This is a genomic window from Macrococcus psychrotolerans, from assembly GCF_038095555.1.
Lineage (GTDB): Bacteria > Bacillota > Bacilli > Staphylococcales > Staphylococcaceae > Macrococcoides > Macrococcoides psychrotolerans.
The window spans coordinates 1,824,870-1,845,992 of sequence record NZ_CP124591.1 but is presented as its reverse complement, the minus strand read 5'-3'; the positions used below and the strand labels follow the sequence as shown (position 1 = coordinate 1,845,992).

At 37.7% G+C, this 21,123-nt stretch carries 22 protein-coding genes and 1 riboswitch; of the genes, 16 read left to right on the top strand and 6 right to left on the bottom strand.

Features of this window, described 5'->3' with window-relative positions; all coding sequences use genetic code 11:
- Positions 1-29: 29 nt before the first annotated feature.
- Both QA539_RS09675 and deoB read left to right on the top strand, forming a co-directional pair.
- Positions 30-1,331, top strand: coding sequence for a pyrimidine-nucleoside phosphorylase (locus tag QA539_RS09675; protein ID WP_419895148.1), 1,302 nt, complete (start codon positions 30-32; stop codon positions 1,329-1,331).
- A 10-nt stretch (positions 1,332-1,341) separates the two neighbouring features.
- The gene (deoB, locus tag QA539_RS09670; protein WP_419895147.1) at positions 1,342-2,514 is read left to right on the top strand and encodes a phosphopentomutase; all 1,173 of its coding nucleotides are present in this window, start codon (positions 1,342-1,344) and stop codon (positions 2,512-2,514) included.
- Between the two features lie 50 nt (positions 2,515-2,564).
- Here the strand turns inward: deoB and QA539_RS09665 are convergent, their stop codons facing one another.
- Positions 2,565-2,750, bottom strand: coding sequence for a hypothetical protein (locus QA539_RS09665; protein WP_419895146.1), 186 nt, complete (start codon positions 2,748-2,750; stop codon positions 2,565-2,567).
- A gap of 139 nt (positions 2,751-2,889) precedes the next feature.
- On the opposite strand from QA539_RS09665, the gene QA539_RS09660 reads away from it, so the two are divergent.
- Positions 2,890-3,456 carry a hypothetical protein gene (locus QA539_RS09660; RefSeq protein WP_419895145.1) on the top strand — a complete coding sequence of 189 codons (567 nt, stop codon included), beginning with the start codon at positions 2,890-2,892 and terminating at the stop codon, positions 3,454-3,456.
- A 55-nt stretch (positions 3,457-3,511) separates the two neighbouring features.
- Here the strand turns inward: QA539_RS09660 and QA539_RS09655 are convergent, their stop codons facing one another.
- Genes QA539_RS09655 through QA539_RS10960 form a run of 3 tightly spaced genes read right to left on the bottom strand, consistent with a single transcriptional unit; the run spans position 3,512 to position 6,678 of the window.
- Complete coding sequence (locus QA539_RS09655) at positions 3,512-3,997, bottom strand: S-ribosylhomocysteine lyase (protein ID WP_120785880.1); 486 nt, start codon at positions 3,995-3,997, stop codon at positions 3,512-3,514.
- A gap of 11 nt (positions 3,998-4,008) precedes the next feature.
- Positions 4,009-5,154: a bifunctional cystathionine gamma-lyase/homocysteine desulfhydrase gene (locus QA539_RS09650; RefSeq protein ID WP_219493218.1), complete on the bottom strand. Its 1,146-nt coding sequence runs from the start codon at positions 5,152-5,154 to the stop codon at positions 4,009-4,011.
- A gap of 3 nt (positions 5,155-5,157) precedes the next feature.
- The gene (locus QA539_RS10960; RefSeq protein WP_423245826.1) at positions 5,158-6,678 is read right to left on the bottom strand and encodes a pyridoxal-phosphate dependent enzyme; all 1,521 of its coding nucleotides are present in this window, start codon (positions 6,676-6,678) and stop codon (positions 5,158-5,160) included.
- A gap of 147 nt (positions 6,679-6,825) precedes the next feature.
- Between QA539_RS10960 and QA539_RS09635 the strand changes: the two genes are divergently transcribed.
- From QA539_RS09635 to ldmS, 3 genes are all read left to right on the top strand, one after another.
- Positions 6,826-7,332, top strand: coding sequence for a GrpB family protein (locus QA539_RS09635; RefSeq protein WP_283722200.1), 507 nt, complete (start codon positions 6,826-6,828; stop codon positions 7,330-7,332).
- Between the two features lie 69 nt (positions 7,333-7,401).
- Positions 7,402-7,498, top strand: a riboswitch (SAM riboswitch).
- A gap of 68 nt (positions 7,499-7,566) precedes the next feature.
- Complete coding sequence (locus tag QA539_RS09630) at positions 7,567-8,763, top strand: M20 family metallopeptidase (RefSeq protein WP_120785884.1); 1,197 nt, start codon at positions 7,567-7,569, stop codon at positions 8,761-8,763.
- On the top strand, positions 8,750-9,943 hold the full coding sequence (gene ldmS / locus QA539_RS09625; protein ID WP_419895144.1) for an L-aspartate--L-methionine ligase LdmS: 1,194 nt from the start codon (positions 8,750-8,752) through the stop codon (positions 9,941-9,943). The genes QA539_RS09630 and ldmS overlap by 14 nt, the downstream gene beginning before the upstream one ends.
- Positions 9,944-10,049: 106 nt before the next feature.
- Here ldmS and coaW read toward each other — a convergent pair whose 3' ends face one another.
- Positions 10,050-10,862 (bottom strand): type II pantothenate kinase, encoded by an 813-nt coding sequence (coaW, locus tag QA539_RS09620; protein WP_120785886.1) that lies wholly within the window; start codon positions 10,860-10,862, stop codon positions 10,050-10,052.
- A 143-nt stretch (positions 10,863-11,005) separates the two neighbouring features.
- Here coaW and QA539_RS09615 point away from each other — a divergent pair, with 143 nt between their 5' ends.
- The 3 genes from QA539_RS09615 (at position 11,006) to QA539_RS09605 (ending at position 14,165) form a co-directional block, all read left to right on the top strand.
- Positions 11,006-11,821 carry a GNAT family N-acetyltransferase gene (locus QA539_RS09615; protein ID WP_120785887.1) on the top strand — a complete coding sequence of 272 codons (816 nt, stop codon included), beginning with the start codon at positions 11,006-11,008 and terminating at the stop codon, positions 11,819-11,821.
- Between the two features lie 90 nt (positions 11,822-11,911).
- Entirely contained in the window at positions 11,912-12,427 is a 516-nt protein-coding gene (gene rpoE / locus QA539_RS09610) for a DNA-directed RNA polymerase subunit delta (protein ID WP_219493209.1), read from the top strand.
- A gap of 142 nt (positions 12,428-12,569) precedes the next feature.
- Positions 12,570-14,165: a CTP synthase gene (locus QA539_RS09605; protein WP_219493208.1), complete on the top strand. Its 1,596-nt coding sequence runs from the start codon at positions 12,570-12,572 to the stop codon at positions 14,163-14,165.
- Positions 14,166-14,286: 121 nt separating this feature from the next.
- Here QA539_RS09605 and QA539_RS09600 read toward each other — a convergent pair whose 3' ends face one another.
- Complete coding sequence (locus QA539_RS09600) at positions 14,287-14,790, bottom strand: DUF2529 domain-containing protein (RefSeq protein WP_419895143.1); 504 nt, start codon at positions 14,788-14,790, stop codon at positions 14,287-14,289.
- A gap of 57 nt (positions 14,791-14,847) precedes the next feature.
- Between QA539_RS09600 and QA539_RS09595 the strand changes: the two genes are divergently transcribed.
- From QA539_RS09595 to QA539_RS09565, 7 genes are all read left to right on the top strand, one after another.
- A complete protein-coding gene (locus QA539_RS09595; RefSeq protein WP_283722195.1) occupies positions 14,848-15,198 on the top strand; it encodes a response regulator in 351 nt (116 codons plus the stop codon).
- Between the two features lie 87 nt (positions 15,199-15,285).
- Positions 15,286-16,143 (top strand): class IIb fructose-bisphosphate aldolase FdaB, encoded by an 858-nt coding sequence (fdaB, locus tag QA539_RS09590; RefSeq protein WP_283722194.1) that lies wholly within the window; start codon positions 15,286-15,288, stop codon positions 16,141-16,143.
- A 195-nt stretch (positions 16,144-16,338) separates the two neighbouring features.
- Positions 16,339-17,601, top strand: a complete 1,263-nt coding sequence (locus tag QA539_RS09585; RefSeq protein WP_219493204.1) for a UDP-N-acetylglucosamine 1-carboxyvinyltransferase — start codon at positions 16,339-16,341, stop codon at positions 17,599-17,601.
- Positions 17,602-17,729: 128 nt separating this feature from the next.
- Positions 17,730-18,068, top strand: a complete 339-nt coding sequence (locus QA539_RS09580) for a winged helix-turn-helix transcriptional regulator (RefSeq protein WP_219493203.1) — start codon at positions 17,730-17,732, stop codon at positions 18,066-18,068.
- A gap of 114 nt (positions 18,069-18,182) precedes the next feature.
- Positions 18,183-19,160, top strand: coding sequence for a class II fructose-bisphosphatase (gene glpX / locus QA539_RS09575; protein ID WP_219493201.1), 978 nt, complete (start codon positions 18,183-18,185; stop codon positions 19,158-19,160).
- Between the two features lie 241 nt (positions 19,161-19,401).
- Complete coding sequence (rho, locus tag QA539_RS09570; RefSeq protein ID WP_419895142.1) at positions 19,402-20,718, top strand: transcription termination factor Rho; 1,317 nt, start codon at positions 19,402-19,404, stop codon at positions 20,716-20,718.
- Positions 20,719-20,831: 113 nt separating this feature from the next.
- The gene (locus QA539_RS09565) at positions 20,832-21,089 is read left to right on the top strand and encodes a type B 50S ribosomal protein L31 (protein WP_419895141.1); all 258 of its coding nucleotides are present in this window, start codon (positions 20,832-20,834) and stop codon (positions 21,087-21,089) included.
- Positions 21,090-21,123: the final 34 nt, after the last annotated feature.

Here is a 21,123-nt window from a genome sequence, read left to right as displayed (position 1 = left end):
AAAGCGTTTACAAAAAGGAGGAAATTATAATGAGAATGGTAGACATTATTGCAAAGAAACGAGATGGACGTGCGCTTACGAAAGAAGAAATCGAGTTTTTCATCAAAGGTTATACGAATGGTGAAGTTCCAGATTATCAAGCATCAAGTTTAGCGATGGCGATTTTCTTCCAGGATATGAATGACGAAGAACGAGCAAACTTAACGATGGCAATGGTTGAAAGTGGCGACCAGATCGACTTATCAGCAATTGAAGGGATTAAAGTTGATAAACACTCAACAGGTGGTGTAGGTGATACGACAACTTTAGTACTTGGACCCTTAGTTGCAGCGCTTGATATTCCAGTTGCGAAGATGAGTGGTCGTGGACTGGGACATACAGGTGGTACGATTGATAAGCTGGAAGCAGTTGAAGGTTTCCATGTAGAAATTTCGGAAGATGATTTCATGAAACTTGTAAATGAAGACAAACTTGCGGTTATCGGACAGACAGGTAATTTAACACCTGCTGATAAGAAGCTTTATGCATTACGTGACGTTACAGGAACGGTAAATAGTATTCCACTTATTGCATCAAGTATTATGAGTAAGAAGATTGCAGCTGGTGCAGATGCGATTGTACTTGATGTTAAGACAGGTGCAGGCGCATTTATGAAAACAGATAAAGACGCAGAAATGTTAGCAACTGCGATGGTTAAGATCGGTAATAATGTTGGACGTAATACGATGGCGATTATTTCTGATATGAGTCAGCCGTTAGGATATGCGATTGGTAATGCGCTTGAAGTGAAAGAAGCGATTGAAACTTTACGTGGAGAAGGTCCTGAAGATTTAACAGAACTTGTTTTAACACTAGGTAGCCAGATGGTCGTGCTAGCAGGTAAAGCGAATACACTTGAAGATGCACGTGCACAGTTACAAGAAGTAATTAACAACGGTAAAGCGCTGGATAAATTTAAAACATTCCTTAAAAACCAAGGTGGAGATCCTTCAGTAGTTGATGATGTAACGAAGTTGCCACAAGCGAAATATGTCATTGAAGTACCGGCGAAACGCACAGGTGTGGTAAGTAAAATTGTTGCTGATGAATTAGGCATTGCTTCTATGCTGCTTGGAGCAGGCCGTGCAACGAAAGAAGATACGATTGATCTTGCAGTAGGACTGATGTTACGCAAGAAAGTTGGCGACAAAGTTGAAGAAGGCGAATCACTTGTAACAATTTATGCAAACCGTGATAATGTAGAGGATGTAATGAACAAAATTTATGACAATATTGAAATCTCTGACCACGCAGAAGCGCCAGTGTTAATTCATAAAGTCATAACTGAATAGGAGAGATATTATGACATTTAAAAGAGTGCATCTTATCGTAATGGATTCTGTAGGGATTGGTGAAGCACCAGATGCAGAGAAGTTTGGTGATACTGGGAGCCATACTTTAAAACATACGCTGGAAGGATATGAAGGCAAATTACCGAACTTAGAAAAGTTAGGATTAGGTAATATTGCACCACTTCCGGTCGTAAAAAAAGTCGATAAACCAGGAGCATACTATACGAAATTATCGGAAGCATCTGTAGGAAAAGATACGATGACAGGTCATTGGGAGATAATGGGGCTGAATATCGATCAGCCATTCAAAGTATATCCGAATGGCTTCCCTAAAGAACTTGTTACAGCTATTGAAGAAATGACAGGACGAAAAGTCGTAGCTAATAAACCAGCATCAGGAACAGCAATTATTGATGAGTGGGGCGAACACCAAATGAAAACAGGTGACTTAATCGTCTATACTTCAGCTGACCCAGTACTGCAAATTGCTGCACACGAAGAGATTATCCCGCTTGAAGAACTCTATGAGATTTGTGAGAAAGTCCGTGAATATACGAAAGACCCGAAATATTTAATTGGGCGCATTATTGCACGCCCATATGTAGGTAAACCAGGGAATTTCACGAGAACATCAAATCGTCATGACTATGCATTAAAACCATTTGGACGTACAGTGATGAATGAACTTCAAGATGCAGGGCGTGATGTTATCGCAATCGGTAAAATCAATGACATCTATGATGGTGAAGGTGTAACGAAGTCCATCCGAACGAAAGATAATATGGATGGTATGGATAAATTATTAGAAGTTGTGAAGTCTGACTTTGATGGAATAAGCTTCCTGAACCTAGTGGACTTTGATGCATTGTATGGACATCGTCGTGATAAAGAAGGTTATATGAATGCAATTAAAGCATTTGATGATAGACTAGGTGAATTATTAGAAGCGTTAAGAGAAGATGATTTACTCATTATTACGGCAGACCATGGTAACGACCCTACAATGCCGGGAACAGATCATACAAGAGAATATGTACCGCTACTCATGTATAGTAAACAGTTTGATGGTGGTCGTGAATTAGAATCGCATACTACATTCGCTTCAATTGGTGCGACGATTGCTGATAACTTTGGTGTTGAATTGCCAGAGTTTGGTGAGAGTTATTTGGAAGAATTGAAGTAAGAATTAGAGGATGGAAGAGGAGTAGGTATCTCAGATACCTACTCCTTTTATTATTGAACAACTTGTCTTTCGATATAACTGATTGCTAGTGATAGTTTTTCTAGAAGTTGTTTATTGATATTTTTATATTCATTCAGATGCTTATAAGCTTGATTATTATATTTAGCATATAATTCAATTGCATCTTCAAGTCCATATAAGAGTATTAAATTTATACGTTCCTTCTCTCTAAACATATTATCATCTCCATTATTTATTGAGGGAAAATTAATTTAACGCAAAATAATATTTGTGTGACGGTGTAATTTATTGTATTTATGCATTACCTAAGCGAAATGGGGTATAAGAATAAAAAGTATAAAGGAGCTAATATATATGAAATATAAACAAACAATTGGTGCTGCTATCTTTGCTGCAGCAAGTGGTGCGCTCTATTATTTTTTAACGAAGAATCAAGGTGATACTATGGATAAGAAACAAAGTAAGAATGTTGAGCTAGTTAAACCTGGAGCTGTATCAGCTGATGTAGCAGATAAAGCGTTTATAATGCCTCATTTTATGATAAAGAATTTAGTGGCAACGCATAATGAACATGGTATTTCATTTAGATTAGATTATAAAATTGATCGAATATTATATGATTATTTAATGCATAATACTCCCCACTATCGCTTTAGATTTACGTTACCAAATGAGTTGAAGTTTTTATTTGAAGGTAATGGAACAGAGAAGGTTTTAGGAGAACTTGTATACGGTACTGGTGAGAAGACGGACTATAGTGTTACTTTTAATTTTAAGAAGCATGATGATGTGTCGCTTGATAAGATAGAGAAGATTAATGAAGCAACTGGTCCATATCACTTGGATATTGTAGATGAACAGCTTAATGTTTTAAATGAATATGATGATGTATATGCAGCTACAAATTTAATAAGATTTTAAAAATAAGTGGCACACATGAAGTTTCATGTGTGCCACTTATTGATATATCAATTAATTATGCTTGTGGTTCTTTTCCAGGCTGATAAATTACATGCCATCTGTCTTTTTTAGATAGCATTTCCTGTGCGATTGCTTTTGCACCTTCTAAAGAATGACTCGCTGCCCAGCCACATTGCACTTCATTACAAGCAGGGACTTCATCAGCTGCTAATACATCATTCAAAGTGTTTTCTAATATTGCTAACACATCTTCATAGTTATCGTGATTGATAAGTGAAACGTAGAAGCCAGTCTGACATCCCATAGGAGAGATGTCTACTACTTTATCTGTATGATTACGGATGTTTTCAGCCATTAAATGTTCTAATGAATGAAGTGCAGGCATCTCCATGTGTTCTTTATTTGGTTGTTTGAAACGAATATCATATTTATGAATTACATCACCATTGATACCTTCTTTGATACCCGCTAATCGTACGAATGGTGCATCGACGATCGTGTGGTCTAAGTTGAAACTTTCAACGTTCATTTTTTTAGTCATAAGCGTCACTCCTAATTTAATTGTTTAAATGCTTGTTCTAAGTCTGCAATTAAGTCTTCACTATCCTCAATACCCACAGAGATTCGAACTAAACCGTCTGTAATACCAAGTTCAAGGCGACGTTCTCTAGGGATCGAAGCATGAGTCATCTGGCTCGGGACAGAAATTAAACTTTCTACTGCACCCAAAGATTCTGCTAAAGTGAAATATTTCGTTGCTTTTACTAAGTTTTCGGCATTTTCTTTAGATCCTACATCAAATGATACCATTCCACCGTAACCTTTGCTTTGTGATTCGTGAATTTTCTTATCTTGTTCATCAAGCAAGACAGGATGGAAGATATTTGTTACGGCACTTTGTTTTTGGAGGAATTCGATGATTTTTAATGTTGAGTGTTCTGTTTGTTCCATTCGAATTGCAAGTGTCTTAATACCGCGCACAAGTAAGAAACTATCTTGAGGTCCAAGTATACCACCTACGGAATTCTGTATAAAGCCAACTGATTCAGAAAGCTCAGGTGTGCGTGTTACAACCAGTCCGGCTACAACATCGCTATGTCCGCCGATATATTTCGTTGCTGAATGAAGTACAATATCTGCACCAAGTTCAAGTGGATTCTGGAAGTAAGGTGTCATAAATGTATTGTCTACAACAGAAATTAAGTTATGTGCTTTAGAGATTTCAACCATTTTGCGAATATCCGTTACATTAAGTAATGGATTGGTAGGAGTTTCGATATAAAGCATCTTAGTATTCTCATTGATTGCCGCTTCAACTGCTTCGATATCGGTTGTGTCAACGAATGTTGATTTAATACCGATGCGTTCGAAGACTTTTGTGAAGACGCGATAAGTTCCGCCGTATACATCGCTACCAACAACGATATGATCGCCAGCATTGAGTAACATGATTACAGAAGATATTGCAGCCATACCTGAACCAAATGCAAAGCCAGCATCACCTGATTCCAAGTCACTGATTAATGATTCTAATGCTGTACGTGTTGGATTTGCTGAACGAGAATATTCATAGCCTTGACGCATATTCCCGATGCCATCTTGTTTGTAGGTACTTGTTTGGTAAATTGGAGGGTTTACAGCTCCAGTGTATTCATCTATTGTATTTCCACCATGAATCATCATTGTTTTCTTTTGCATAATCTATTCTCCTTTAATATCAAATATTTGTTGTGATAAGTATCGCTCAGCTGCATCAGGGAATATTACGACGATATTGCTATCAGTCATATTTTCTTGGGTTTTAAGTGCGGCATGTAGCGCGGCTCCGCTTGAAGAACCGACAAGAAGACCTTCTTTTTGGGCAAGTTCTGAGACACGTGTAAAGGCATCGATATCAGAAATTGTTTCAACGGCATCGATTAAATCTTTATCTAAGAACACGGGCCATTTTTCAACGCCGATGCCTTCTGTGCGGTGACTACCAGATTCTCCACCATTTAATATCGAACCTTCAGGCTCTACGATAACGCGATGACTTTCTTTGAAGTGCTTTGCAAGACCTGTAAATGTTCCTCCACTGCCTGCACCAGCAACGATTGCATCAACCTTCCCAGCATCTCTTTTTATCTCCTTTGCCAGTTTATCGTAGCTTGAAGGATTATCTGCTGATTCAAATTGATTTGTATAGAATGCACCGGTTTCTTGAGCGAATTTCAGCGCTTCTTCGCGTGCGAAGAGCATTCCTTTTTCTGTAGGGGTATTTACGATTTCAGCCCCTAATGCATGCATGATGCTTTGTTTTTCGATGCTGAATTTCTCGGGAACATAGACACGTAGCTTTAATCCATACTGTTGACAGATGAGTGCAAGACCAATTCCTGTATTACCAGCTGTAGCTTCAACAACTGTACCGTTTTGAATATCACCACGAAGTAAAGCCTGTTCTAAAATGTTGACACCCAGTCTGTCTTTTACAGAGCCGCCCAGATTATAGAACTCAAGTTTTGCAAATAGACGGTTTCCTTTATTCAGTGGAAAATGCTTAAGTTCCACTAGCGGTGTATTACCGATTAAATCAGCAGGAGTTTTTCCTTTTTTTTTAGTTAATATTTGAAGATGAGCGAAACGATTCATCTGAGTGGATTGATAATCAAATCCCAAGTCGTTGGCAATCTCTTCCATTGTCTCCTTTAATGGATAATATTCTCTTTCCAGATCTTCGACAAGATTATGGTAACCTCGTGCGTCATAATGTGATTTAATCTGTTCTTTTTCATCTAAGGAATTGAACATTGTGTCCAATATAATGATGTTTCCATCTTCGGAGAGAAGCGGCTTATAAAGGGCAATCGCTTCTTTCTTTTCTTTATCTGTAAGGTGGTGAAAAGCAAAAGAAGAAATAAATGTATCTGTTTCTCTAGCATTGAAGTTCAGGAAATCGCCACGTTCGAACGTAATACCTGTCTTAGCCTCACCTAACTTTGTCATATCAATACTTGGTTCTACAGCCTGTACGTCCAATCCGCGCTGTAATAACATGTTTGTTAAATTCCCAGTTCCAGGACCAAATTCTGTTACGCGTTTTCCTGCGTGTTTTGTTGCTTCTTCTATCATAAAATCATAGTTTGAGAATACATCTTTATATTCGGGATTTTGTCCTGTTACAGCATCATCATAATCTGATGCCCATTCTTTAAAGATGTCCATAAAAGGTAAACTCATCGGTACACTCCTAATATTATTATTCTTATCAGATAACTCGGGATTAATAATATCATGAATTTATTATTTACTCAATATAATAGTTTGTGAATTTGTGTGCAAAGAAGTATAATATTTTAAAATGTATCTAAAGAAGGAGGGGAAAGGATGAAACAAGTGATGATAGTACCTTACGATAGTATATGGCAGCACCTTTATATAGGCGAAAAGAAAAGAGTGCTTCAGAAGTTAAAAAATATTAGTGCGATTCATCATATTGGGTCTACTGCGGTACCAGGTATGGACGCACGTGCGACGATAGATATTGCTGTAGAGGTGAAGCATGATATTGAAGAACTAAAGTTAGCTGAACTTGGATATCATTTAATCTGTAAAGAAGTATGTTATAAAGTATATGCTACAAAGGATCATCAATTTCATCTTTTTGTGTATAAAGAGGCAGATGAAGAATTATTGAAACGCATTAAGTTAAGAGATTATTTTCGAACATTTTCAAGTGAGAGAGATCGTTATAGTGCGTTCAAATGGGAACTTGCAAGAATTTATCCTTTTGATTTCTCTTCGTATAAAAAGGCGCGGGACATCTTCTTGACTGTAATTGAAGTTAAAGCGATGAACTGGAACGGATCGAACGAAGTACAGATATTCGGATAATATCTGAAAAATAAGTTATCTTATTGACAATCATGCTTTAAAGCTCTAATATAATTGATAACAATTAAACACTTATCGAGACGGACGGAGGGACAGGCCCGCTGATGTCCAGCAACCTGCAATATGTAAGGTGCTAATTCCTGCAGCTTATGCTGACAGATAAGACGTATAGACATCCTTATCTGAGGGTGTCTTTTTTATTAAGTGGACTTAATTGAATTTAATTAAGGGGTAATGACGATGAATGAACAAAATGTACTTAACTATATTGAATATAATAAAGAGGAATTTATTAAAATAAGCCACCAGATTCACGAACGCCCGGAACTTGGAAACGAAGAGTATTTTGCGTCTAGTTTACTCATCAAGACTTTATATAACGAAGGATTCACAATTGAGCGTGATATAGCAGGCCACGAGACAGGATTCATTGCGACATTTGAAAGTGAACATGAAGGACCGACGATTGCATTCTTAGCGGAATACGATGCTCTGCCTGGACTTGGTCATGCATGCGGACATAATATTATCGGAACATCAAGTGTGCTTGCAGGCGTGAGCATTAAAGAATATGTTGAAACGCACGGTGGTACGATTAAAGTATTTGGTACACCAGCTGAAGAGGGTGGTGTGAATGGTAGTGCAAAGGCGTCGTATGTTAAAGCTGGATTATTCTCTGAGTGCGATGTTGCTTTGATGATACATCCAGGACACGAGTCATATCGTACGGTGCCTACACTTGCTGTAGATGTATTTGAAGTCGAGTTCTTCGGTAAGACCGCACATGCTTCTGAGAATGCTCATAATGGGATTAACGCACTGGACGCAATGATCAGTTTCTTTAACGGGATTGCGCAGCTTCGTCAGCATATTCGAAAATCTGATAAAGTACATGGTGTAATATTGGATGGCGGCAAGAGCGCGAATATTATCCCGGATTACACGAAGGCAAGATTCTACACGCGCGCAATGAGTCGCAAGGAACTAGATGTGTTAACCGGCAAAGTTGAACGTGTTGCTGAAGGTGCTGCACTTACTGCGGGTGCAGAGTATAAGCTGAATCACATTCAAAATGGAGTAAATGAATTTATTCGAAATGATTTGTTAGATGATCTATTTGAACGTCATGCTAAAAAGCACAATGAGGTAATATTACATGATGATTTTGGTTTTGGATCAACAGATACAGGGAATGTGAGTCATGTTATCCCAACAATTCATCCGCATATAAAAATTGGGCCTTCAAGCCTAGTAGGGCATACTGTTGAATTTAAAGATGCTGCTGGTAGTGCACATGGAGATCATGCACTGATTCAAGGTGCTAAAATAATGGCGACGATGGCATTAGAACTCATTGATAATCCGGATGAATTAAAAGCGATAAAAAATTTACATACAGTGTTGAAGGGGAAAGTCTATGACCACCAATAAATTAAATATTTCACTTACGATGCGTGATCTGTATGGTGATAATGTGCTTTACACATCACGACCAAGCTATGGTTTTAATCCGTGGCTACAGCCTGAAGAACATCAGTCGAATTTATTAAGTGCCAGAGAATTAATCATTGCAGAGATGCCTGTTATTGTTCATAAAGCAACGGTAACTGAGAAGACATGTGAATTATTTGGCGCAGCGGGAGTAGCGATGCCCAAAACATATATCACGTATGAAACACGTGAAGAGTATGAAAAGGCTTTAAAAGAATATGCCGAGACAGGAAAGATATTCTTCCAATATGCGCACGAGACTGATATTGTGGACAATGATGATTATGTTGTACCACGAGACATATTTCTAGATTTAAACAACAAATCACTCATCCATAAATGGACGGGTGGAGAATATCTTCCAAAACGCGAAATTGTAAAAATTGATGATTTCCAAACACGTGTACGTGAATGGACGCTTCCTTTTGTTGTTAAGCCGGGTGACGAACATCCGACAGCAGGTGGATATGGTGTGATGCTATGTTATACAGAAGATGATGTGGAAAGTTCGATAAAACGCGTGCAGGCGGCAAGTGGTACCGAGCAGTTGATTATCGAACAATTTGTTGAACCTATTAAAAATTACTGCGTACAATATGCGTATAGCGAAGAGAAGGGCATCACATTTTTGGGTGCATCGCTTCAGATGGTAGAAAAATACGGTAAATACAGAGGTAATACAACAGATAGGAATGTACCTGAATCTGTAATTGAAGCCGGTAGAAAGATTATGAAGAATGGTGTCGATGCGGGCTATAAAGGGATTGCAGGATTTGATATATTAGTAGATAAAGATGATAATCTGTTTGCAATTGATTTAAACTTCAGACAAAATGGATCAAGTTCATTATTGTTACTGGATGATGTACTAAAAGGGGACTATAAAAAGTTCCTTGCCTATTACTCTGATGGTGATAATGCAGCATTCTATGAAACAATTTTAAACGAAGTAAAGAGTGGTAACTTATTCCCATTAGCATATTATGATGGAGATTATAGAGATAAAAATGCTTTCCCGTCACGCTTTATTTGTATATGGTATGGTGATGACGAAGCATTCATCGATCAAAAAGCAAAACAATTTGAACAACGTTTAAAAGGTGAAGTTCATGAAGACTAGAAAAAGTAGTATATTTGCAGCATCGGTAATTAGTGCGACATTGCTGCCGATGCTTGTAAGTTTAATAAAGGTGCTTAAAAAATAACGTAAAGGCTAAGCCTTTACGTTATTTTTCATCCATCAACCTAAGTGTGCCCACAGCACCTGAATATTCTCCGTTTTCGATAAAGTAAGGTTTGAAGTTACGTAATTTAGTATAATTTACGACGATATCCTGCAATAATTTGTTGTCCAGAAAACTAGAACCGATGTAAACAACATATTCTGCTCCAAATTCTCTAGCTGCATGGATAGATACTGTCGTCACTGTTTCTCCAACGATTCCGAGGACAGAAGCAATCTTATCTGCATCTGTAAAGCTTTCGGTGTCTTTGTTGTGAAGTACGTTCCCGAAGTTAGCGGCTGTAAGCTCGCCTGGAATGGGTGTTTTATCACCTTTATAAATATGTTTTACTTTAAGATCGATAATATCGCGATTACCAGCTCTAGCTGTTGTAACGATATCTGCAAAATCTTCTTTCCCAGTCAGTAAGTATGAGAGTCCCATCATCATACCTCCACCTGCACCTGTTCCGCCTGCACGAATTTGTTTATTCTCATCAACAAAGTGGATGGAAGTTCCTGTGCCTACATTGCTGAATACAAATTTATCGAGATACATATTATTTTCATCTAAAAAGGATTGAATCCCTTTAAATGTCGCATCAAACTCAATTGATTGAAATGCATCATGTGAAATAAGACTATTTAAATAAGTGGCTTTTCCGCCTGTTAGAGCTACTTGTGCATCTGGCATAGTGTTAAGCCATGCTGCAACGCGTTCAATGTCTGTAGATTGTTCTTTTTTATATGTAAATGTATCGTTTTCAAGGATAGCAATTTTGATTAAGGTACCACCTGCATCGATTCCTATTTTCATCATAAACCTCACATTTTTTATTTTATCTTATCATATAAGGTGATGCTTAGCAGTCAAAAAATAAACTTTCATGTTCTAATATTTAAAAAATGGGTAAAATATATTTAACAAAATAAATTGCAATGTACGGAGGCAAAGAGATAATGGAATTCTTAGGTTCTAAAATTAAAATTGTACAGTATAAAGAAGACTATCGTGAGGCATTAGACCAGTTCGAATTAACAGAGCGTCAAATGATTTATTCTTCTTTACCGAAAGAGGTATTAGATGAAGGGTTGATGGATCCGGATCGTAGACCGTGTGTTGTGCTTAATCGTGACGAAGAGGTTGTAGGGTTCTTTGTGTTGCATCAGCATTATCAACATGAAGGATATGATACGCCGATTAATGCAGTATATGTCCGTAGCTTATCAATCAACAATAAGTTGCAAGGTCATGGCTATGGCACTGAAATTATGATGAATATTCCTGAATTTGTACAAAGTGTATTTCCGGATTTCGATCAACTCTTCCTAGTAGTTGATGCAGAGAATCAGGCTGCATGGAATCTATATGAACGTGCCGGTTTTCTTCATTTAGCGACGAATCCTGAAGGGCCAATCGGAAAAGAGCGTCTCTATTATCTAGATTTAGGTGCCGATTATGTTTCGAAGCTACGACTCATTAAAGACGAAGAGGTTATTCGCCTTGAAAGAGATGGTCAGTTTGTTGGAGAAATTGAATATACAATTGAAGATACTACAGCTCACCTCGTATCGTTTAATATACAGCAAGATGTAGACGTTATTAAACAAAATGTATTGAGACAAATCGCTACTTTCCTTCGTCGTAATTTTGAAGCAGTAGATAAAATTGAGATCGATGTGTCAGGTGATGATGCCGCGCTTTATTTAAGTAATAACTTTGTAGCGATGGATACAGCAAATACACAAGTATTAACGAAGTTAATTAAATATTAATAGAGAAATTTTGAATAATTATTGCGCTTTTTGGAAGTAATTTGTTATGATGTAGTATAAACACTTTAGAGTTCTGAAAGGACGAATATAATGAAAATCTCTGAATATACTAAAGAAATGATGGACGAAAATTCTTTTATCGACTTAGCTTACATGGCTTTAAGCGAAAAAGGTAAAGAAGTAAACTTATACGAATTAATCGATGAGTTTAAAGCCATCGGGAATTATTCTGATGAAGCAGTAGAAACGCGTGTCGTACAATTCTATACAGACTTAAACACAGATGGTAGATTCTTATCTACTGGTGAATATATGTGGGGTCTGCGTGACTGGTATTCAGTGGACGATATTGAAGAAAAGATTGCACCAACTGTTCAGAAGTTTGATATTTTAGATGAAGAAGACGAAGATTCACCGAAGATCGCCTTATTAGGTGAGGATGAAGTGGAAGATGAACTTGATCTATTACCGACTGATGGTGACGAGGAAAATGTTGACACTGAAGATGAAGAAGTGGAAGATGAATTAGATGAGGCAGGTCTTGTTGTTGAACCGGATGAAGAATTCGAAGAAGAAGAAGACGAATTTGAAGACGAGGAAGAATAATCATAGTTGACAATCTTCTTAAAAATGATTATTATTTTACTTGGGCTCCTTAATTTAAGGACGAACGTATAAACTATACGCTCCCAATGTACTTACTGTGCATGGGAGCGTTTTTTATTATTTTAATTTCCAGGAGGTAAACATGACAAAATTTATATTTGTAACAGGTGGCGTTGTTTCATCATTAGGTAAAGGGATTACGGCAGCAAGTTTAGGTCGTTTATTAAAGAATAGAGGACTTAAAGTCACGATTCAGAAATTTGATCCATATTTAAATGTTGATCCAGGTACGATGAGTCCTTATCAGCATGGAGAAGTATTCGTAACAGATGATGGAGCTGAGACTGACCTTGATTTAGGGCATTACGAGCGTTTTATCGATATCAATTTAAATCAGTATTCTAACGTAACTGCAGGACGTGTGTATTCTCATGTATTAAAGAAAGAACGTCGTGGAGATTATTTAGGTGGTACTGTTCAGGTTATCCCTCATATTACAAATGAAATTAAGTCACGTTTACTGCTTGCGGGGGAATCTACGAAAGCTGATGTTGTCATTACTGAAATTGGTGGTACAACAGGAGATATTGAGTCATTACCATTTATCGAGTCTATCAGACAGATTAAAAGTGACTTAGGTCGTGAGAATGTAATGTACATTCACTGTACTTTACTGCCGTACATTAAAGCAGCTGGTGAAATGAAAACAAAACCAACTCAACATAGTGTAAAAGAACTTCGTGGATTAGGAATTCAGCCAGATATGATTGTTGTGCGTACAGAATATGAAATGACGGAAGATTTACGTGATAAAATTGCGTTATTCTGTGACATTGATAAAAAATCAGTAATTGAATGTCGCGACGCAGATACGCTATATCAAATTCCTGTAGCATTACAAGCACAGCATATGGATGATCTTGTAATCGAGCGTCTAGGACTTGAAGCAAGTGGAGAAGCAGATCTTACAGAATGGAATAAACTTTTGGACACTGTGCGTAACCTAGAAGGCAAAGTTAAAATTGCATTAGTAGGTAAATACGTGGCGCTTCAGGATGCATATCTTTCAGTTGCTGAGGCATTAAAACATGCGGGATATGAATTTGGAAAAGACATCGAAATCGATTGGATTAACTCAGAAGATTTAGATGTAACAAACTATAAAGAACGTTTACAAGATGCTGATGGTATATTAGTACCGGGTGGATTTGGTGAACGTGGTATTGAAGGTAAAATTCTTGCGACGCAATACGCACGTGAAAACAACGTGCCATTCTTAGGTATTTGTTTAGGGATGCAGTTAGCAACAGTTGAGTTTGCACGTAATGTTGTTGGCTTAAAAGACGCACATTCATCAGAACTTGATCCAAACACGCCTTATCCAGTTATTGCATTATTGCCTGATCAGAAAGATGTTGTTGATTTAGGTGGAACATTAAGATTAGGCTTATATCCATGTGAACTAAAAGAAGGAACAAGAGCACATGCTGCTTATGGTACAACGCATGTTGATGAACGCCACCGTCATCGTTATGAGTTTAACAATGAATTCCGTGAGCGATTAGAAGAAAAAGGATTAGTGTTCTCAGGTTTATCTCCGGATGGACGTTTAGTGGAAATCGTTGAAATTCCTGACCATAAATGGTTCGTGGCATGTCAATTCCACCCGGAATTTTTATCTCGTCCAATGAAACCTCAGAAATTATTCAAAGGATTCATTGAAGCTGCGATTCAATAGAGAGGTTATCATGTGAGCGATAAGTCTTGAACAAGATTCTAAATGGTGTGATAGCGTCCGAATAGAAGCTGGTAAATGCAAATTTGAAACGCCCGAACAGACAACTGTTCGGGCGTTTATGCTATGCTTCCTCTTCTTCAACTAACATTTCATACATGACATTATAAATGCCGTAGTATATAAAGTTCATCGCCATCATATGAGGCGTAATAATTCGACTGAAGTTTTCGGTTGGTACGAGGGCACGTGGAGTACTTAAATCGATAAAGTTCATCACATCTATACGTTCATCTTTATTACATACAAGAACGAAATCGATATCTTTTTCCTTTAGCATCGTAATAAATTCATGACAATCTTCATCGTACGTGTCGCTCATCACTAAAATGCGGTCCGTATGATCGATTAGCGATTCAGTAATAAATTTTTCTGAGTCAAATAATCTTTCTTTGCTTTCTACAGCAAAGTCTTCGAAATGTTTAAGATCGCCAAATCCTTTAACATATATTTTTCCTTGACCGACAACAGCTTGTGCAAGCAGTCGTGCTACAATATCAATTTCTACTTCTTGCGCTTCTATTTTTTTAAAGATACCATTGAGTTGTGTATTAAATATTTTGAACATATTAAACCTACTTTCAAGAAATGATTGACTATATCATAACATACTGGGAGATAACCGATGAAAATACTCATAGTAGATGACGAAATAAATATTCGATTGTTATTTAAAGAAATATTGTCTATTCAAGGTATAGAAGCTGATGAAGCAGAGCATGGTAAAAAGGGACTTGAAATGGTGATAGTTAACGATTATGACATTATATTTTTAGATCGACGGATGCCTGTAATGTCGGGGGAAGAAACATTGAGAGAAATGAGAAAATATACTGATAGACCAATCTACTTAATCTCTGCCTTCCAGACAAACGAACAAATTAAAGGACTTAAAAGTCGTGGCGCATCAGGAATACTGATGAAACCGTTTACTATTGAAGAAGTTATGAATATTGTGCGAAAATACACAAAGTAGCCACCTTTATAAATGCAAACACAGGACGATAGTGCTATACTAAATCTATAAAATTAGTGCCTAACGCACACAAGGAGGATATTATCCATGCCATTAGTTTCAATGAAAGAAATGTTAATTAAAGCTAAAGAAGGTGGTTATGCAGTTGGTCAATACAACCTTAACAACCTTGAGTTCACTCAAGCAATTCTAGGGGCTTCACAAGAAGAGAACGCACCAGTTATCTTAGGTGTATCTGAAGGTGCAGCAAAATACATGGGTGGTTTCTATACGGTAGTTAAGATGGTTGAAGGTTTACTGGAAGATATGAAGATTACAGTTCCTGTGGCAATTCACTTAGACCACGGTTCAAGCTTTGAAAACTGTAAAGCAGCAATCGATGCTGGATTCACTTCAGTAATGATCGATGCTTCTCACCATTCTTTCGAAGAGAACGTTGAAATCACTAAGAAAGTTGTAGAATACGCACATTCTAAAGGTGTATCTGTTGAAGCAGAATTAGGTCGTGTTGGTGGTCAGGAAGACGACGTCGTATCTGATGGTGTTGTATATGCTGATGCTAAAGAATGTCAGGAATTAGTTGAGAAAACTGGTATTGATTGCTTAGCTCCTGCATTAGGTTCAGTTCACGGGCCTTACAAAGGTGAACCGAATTTAGGATTTAAAGAAATGGAAGAAATCGGTAATGCTACTGGTTTACCATTAGTATTACACGGTGGTACTGGTATCCCAACGAAAGATATCGAGCGTTCAATTTCGTTAGGAACTGCTAAGATTAACGTAAATACTGAAAACCAAATTGCTTCAGCGAAAGCAGTTCGTGATACATTAAACAATGACCCAGATGTATATGACCCTCGTAAATATTTAGGGCCAGCACGTGAAGCAATTAAAGCAACTGTGATTGGTAAAATTAAAGAATTTGGAACTTCTAATAAAGCATAGTTATATATGTTGATAGAAAGAGCACTCTGAAATTTCGGAGTGCTCTTTTTCTTGACTTTACTTTGTAATCTATCTTATATTAAATTTCTATGGCTTTGCTTTGCATAGAAATGTTAAATTAGTTTATAATAATATAAAATATTGAAATAAGTTAAAGATAAATAATTTGTGATTACAATTAAAGGAGTCCCGAATATGTCACAGGAAGTAATTAAAATCAGAGGCGGTAAACCGTTAAATGGCTCTGTTCAGATAAGTGGTGCAAAAAATAGTGCAGTTGCACTTATTCCAGCTACATTAATGGCGAATGATATTGTGAAATTAGAAGGATTACCTGAAATTTCAGATGTTGTTACATTGATGAGCTTACTAGAAGATCTAAATATAAAGACGGATTTAGATGGAGATACTTTAACGATTGATCCTTCAGAAGCGATTAATATGCCTTTACCGAACCATAAAGTACAGTCTTTACGTGCGTCTTATTATATGATGGGTGCAATGTTAGGGAAATTTAAGAAGTGCATCATTGGACTGCCAGGTGGATGTCCTTTAGGGCCACGTCCTATTGACCAGCATATTAAAGGATTTGAAGCGCTAGGTGCTAAGATTACGAATCAAGCAGGTGGCATGTATCTTGAAGCTGACGAGTTGAAGGGTGCTAAAATTTTCATGGATGTAGTATCGGTAGGTGCTACAATAAATATTATGCTAGCAGCTTCAATGGCAAAGGGTAAAACAGTGATTGAAAATGCTGCAAAAGAGCCTGAAATTGTAGATGTTGCGACGCTCCTTAATAATATGGGTGCTAAAATTCGTGGCGCGGGAACGGATACATTGAAAATTGAAGGTGTTGAAGCGCTTAATGGTACAACACATACGATCATCCCGGATAGAATAGAAGCAGGTACATATATGTGTGCAGCTGCTATGATGGGTGAGGATGTACTTGTAGAAAATATCATTCCACTACATATGGAGCCTTTAACTGCTAAGTTGAGGGAGATGGGCATTACCGTAGAAATTGGTGAAGATTCCGCGCGTATTAAGAAACCAGATACGTACAAACCGGTAACGATTACTACAAATGTGTATCCTGGATTTGCTACGGATCTACAGCAGCCATTTACGCCGTTATTATTTAGAGCGGATGGTCAAAGTATTGTTACTGATACGATATATCCAGCACGCTTTAAACATGTTGAAGAATTAATGAGAATGAATGGCAATATTAAAGAATCTGACGGGACAGCCGCTGTACAAAAATCAAAACTTTCTGGAGCTGAGGTTGCAGCGAGTGATTTACGTGCTGGCGCATGCCTTGTAATCGCAGGCTTATATGCTGATGGTGTAACTACAGTATATAATGTTCGCCATATTGATAGAGGCTATAGTGGTATTGTAGAAAAACTGAAAAAATTAGGCGCGGATATCTGGAGAGAATCTATTGAAGATTAAGACGGTCAGCTGACCGTCTTTATTGTACATTATTGATATAAAAAATATACCTTGGTATAAAATTGTACTTTTTATACTAGATATATTTTTTATATCGTGTTATAATCGAGAGATAAAGAGGTGATATTATGGAAGTTTGTCCATATTTAGAAGAGACGTTTAAAATCCTCGGCAGAAGTTGGAATGGATTATTAATCAATTATTTATCGCGTTCTGAGAATAATGCAGCACATTTCTCGGATATTAAACGTGATTTAAAAACCATTACACCGAGAGCGTTGAGTTTGAAACTTACAGAACTATCTGAGTGGGGCCTTGTAGAGAAGAAAGTCATTTCAACAACGCCTTTATCTATTAAATACGTTTTAACTGACAAAGGTATCTCGTTGTCTGAAGCAATGCATCCTATAGAATCCTGGGCGCAGGAACATCTGGAATTAGAAATTCCGAAAAAAGGCGAGGCTTAAGCCTCGCTTTTTTTGTTGGACTTATCACCTGTATATAATTACAAACTAATAGTATGTAAAATGACGAATTATGTTATACTAATTAAGAAAATTATTGGTGATAGGAGAATGATGATGGAACGTAGTTTATCGATGGAATTAGTCAGAGTAACTGAAGCGGCAGCTTTGAAGAGTGCGAAATGGGTAGGTAAGGGCCTTAAGAATGAAGCGGATGATGCAGCAACAACGGCAATGCGAGAAGTATTTGATACAATTCCGATGGACGGAGTTGTAGTAATCGGGGAAGGTGAAATGGATGAAGCGCCGATGCTTTACATCGGGGAAGAGCTAGGAACAAAAGAAGGGCCGGCGATTGATATTGCGGTAGATCCTTTAGAAGGTACTACTTTAGTAGCTGAAGGTAGCTGGAATGCGATGACGGTACTTGCTGTAGGTGATCGTGGTACATTACTGCATGCTCCTGATATGTATATGGAGAAGATTGCGGTTGGACCCGAGTGTAAAGGTGTTGTTGATATCTCTAAATCAGTAACAGAAAACTTACAGGCGGTAGCAAAAGCTAAAGGCAAAGATGTCTCAGAAGTTACAGCGACATTATTGAATCGTAAGCGTCATGAAGATATTATTAAAGAAATTCGTGAAGCTGGTGCGCGTATTAAATTAATCGAACACGGTGATGTAGCTGGCGCAATCAATACAGCATTTGACTTTACAGGTGTGGATGTATTGTTCGGTTCTGGTGGTGCGCCAGAAGGTGTTATCGCTGCTGTAGGGATTAAAGCGTTAGGCGGGGATTTCCAAGGAATATTATTACCGGAAGACGAAGAACAAGAAGCGCGTTGTCGTGCGATGGGTATCGAACCGAATACTGTACTGAAGCTTGATGATATGGTTAAAGGTGACGATGCAATCTTTGCAGCAACTGCTGTGACGGACGGTGAACTGATGAAGGGAGTACAATTTAAAGGTGGGTTTGCTGAAACATACTCACTTGTTATGCGTGCGAAATCAGGAACGGTCCGCTTTATTCAAGGACGACACAGCTTAGAGAAGAAACCGGGATTAGTAATTAAAGATAGCGATAGAATATAATAGAATGACAGAAGTCAAGTAAAGCCCGAATATTGCAGGAGAAGTTTTTCGTTTTCTGTGATATTCGGGTTTTTACATTCCTTACTGTATATGAGTTGTTATATAACAATAAGTAATATTTCTTTGTGATAAACAGAAATCGTGTTAAAATTAATTTGTTTGCCCCTATAAACTCCTTCAATTCCGCTAAATAAATTCTTATAAATATATAAAACAATTTTTAATAGAAATGGGTGTCATTATGCCAGAAAAAATTAGAACAAGTCCGCAATATGAATCTTTTCATGAACTCTACAAAAATCAGACAACGAAAGCTCTAACACAACGTGCAAAAGAATTAGGTCTTGTAAATTACAGTAAACTTAATAAAAAGGAACTCGTGCTTGCCATTATGGAAAAACAGATGGAAAAAGACGGCAATTATTATATGGAAGGTATTCTTGATGATATTCAGCCTGACGGATATGGTTTCTTAAGAACCGTCAATTATTCTAAGGGTGAAAAGGATATTTATATCAGCGCAAGTCAGATTCGTCGTTTTGAAATAAAAAAAGGGGATAAAGTTACTGGAAAAGTGCGTAGACCTAAGGAAAATGAGAAGTATTATGGTTTGCTGCAGGTAGACTTTGTTAATGACCAAAACGCTGAAGAGGTTAAGAAACGTCCGCATTTCCAGGCGTTAACACCACTCTATCCCGATGAGCGCATTCGCCTGGAGACAACGAAAACGGCTTATTCTACGCGTATAATGGACTTAGTTACACCTATTGGGTTCGGCCAGCGTGGAATGATTGTAGCGCCACCTAAAGCAGGTAAGACATCGCTACTTAAAGAAATTGCGAATGCTATTTCAGTTAACCATCCAGATGCAAAACTTTTTATACTATTAATTGGGGAACGTCCTGAAGAAGTTACAGACCTCGAACGTTCAGTTGAAGCTGCCGAAGTAGTGCACTCAACGTTTGACGAGCCTCCTGAACATCATGTGAAAGTTGCTGAGTTACTCCTTGAACGTGCAAAGCGCCTTGTTGAGATTGGTGAAAATGTTATTATTCTTATGGACTCTATAACGCGTCTTGCGCGTGCGTACAACCTTGTTATCCCACCGAGCGGTAGAACGTTGTCAGGTGGTCTTGATCCTGCGAGCCTTCATAAACCAAAAGCATTCTTCGGCGCGGCGCGTAATATCGAAGCTGGGGGAAGTTTGACAATATTATCAACAGCGCTTGTAGAAACAGGGAGCCGCATGGATGATATGATCTATGAAGAATTTAAAGGAACTGGTAACATGGAGTTGATGCTTGATAGAAAGCTAGCTGAAAAACGTGTATATCCAGCGATTGATATTCGACGCAGTTCAACACGTAAGGAAGAGTTGTTACTCGATAAAAATGAGCTTGATATGATATGGCAACTCCGTAATTTGTTTACTGAGAGTCAGGACTTCACCGAACGTTTCTTAAGACGCCTAAAACAAAGTGAATCTAATGAAGATTTCTTTAAGCAATTGGGAGAACGTATGGTTGAAAGTGCGAAGACAGGTAAGCCGATCATATAAATTTATAGTTGCATTCTACACACAATCCATATATAATATGTAAGTATTGACGTGAAAATTATTCACGAATAAACTCTGTTCCGGATGGTTCAGGGCAAAGGAGCTGAAAAATAATGAAACAAGGAATTCATCCTGATTATCACAAAGTAATTTTCTTAGATGCTACTACAGATTTTAAATTCTTAAGTGGGTCTACACGTACTTCAAGTGAAACAATGACATGGGAAGATGGAAACGAATATCCAGTTATCCGTTTAGATATCTCATCTGATTCACACCCATTCTACACAGGACGTCAAAAATTCGCATCTGCGGATGGTCGTGTGGAACGTTTCAACAAAAAGTTCGGATTCAAATCAAGCAACCAATAATTCAAATGATCCCATGGCCAGTTTTGGTTGTGGG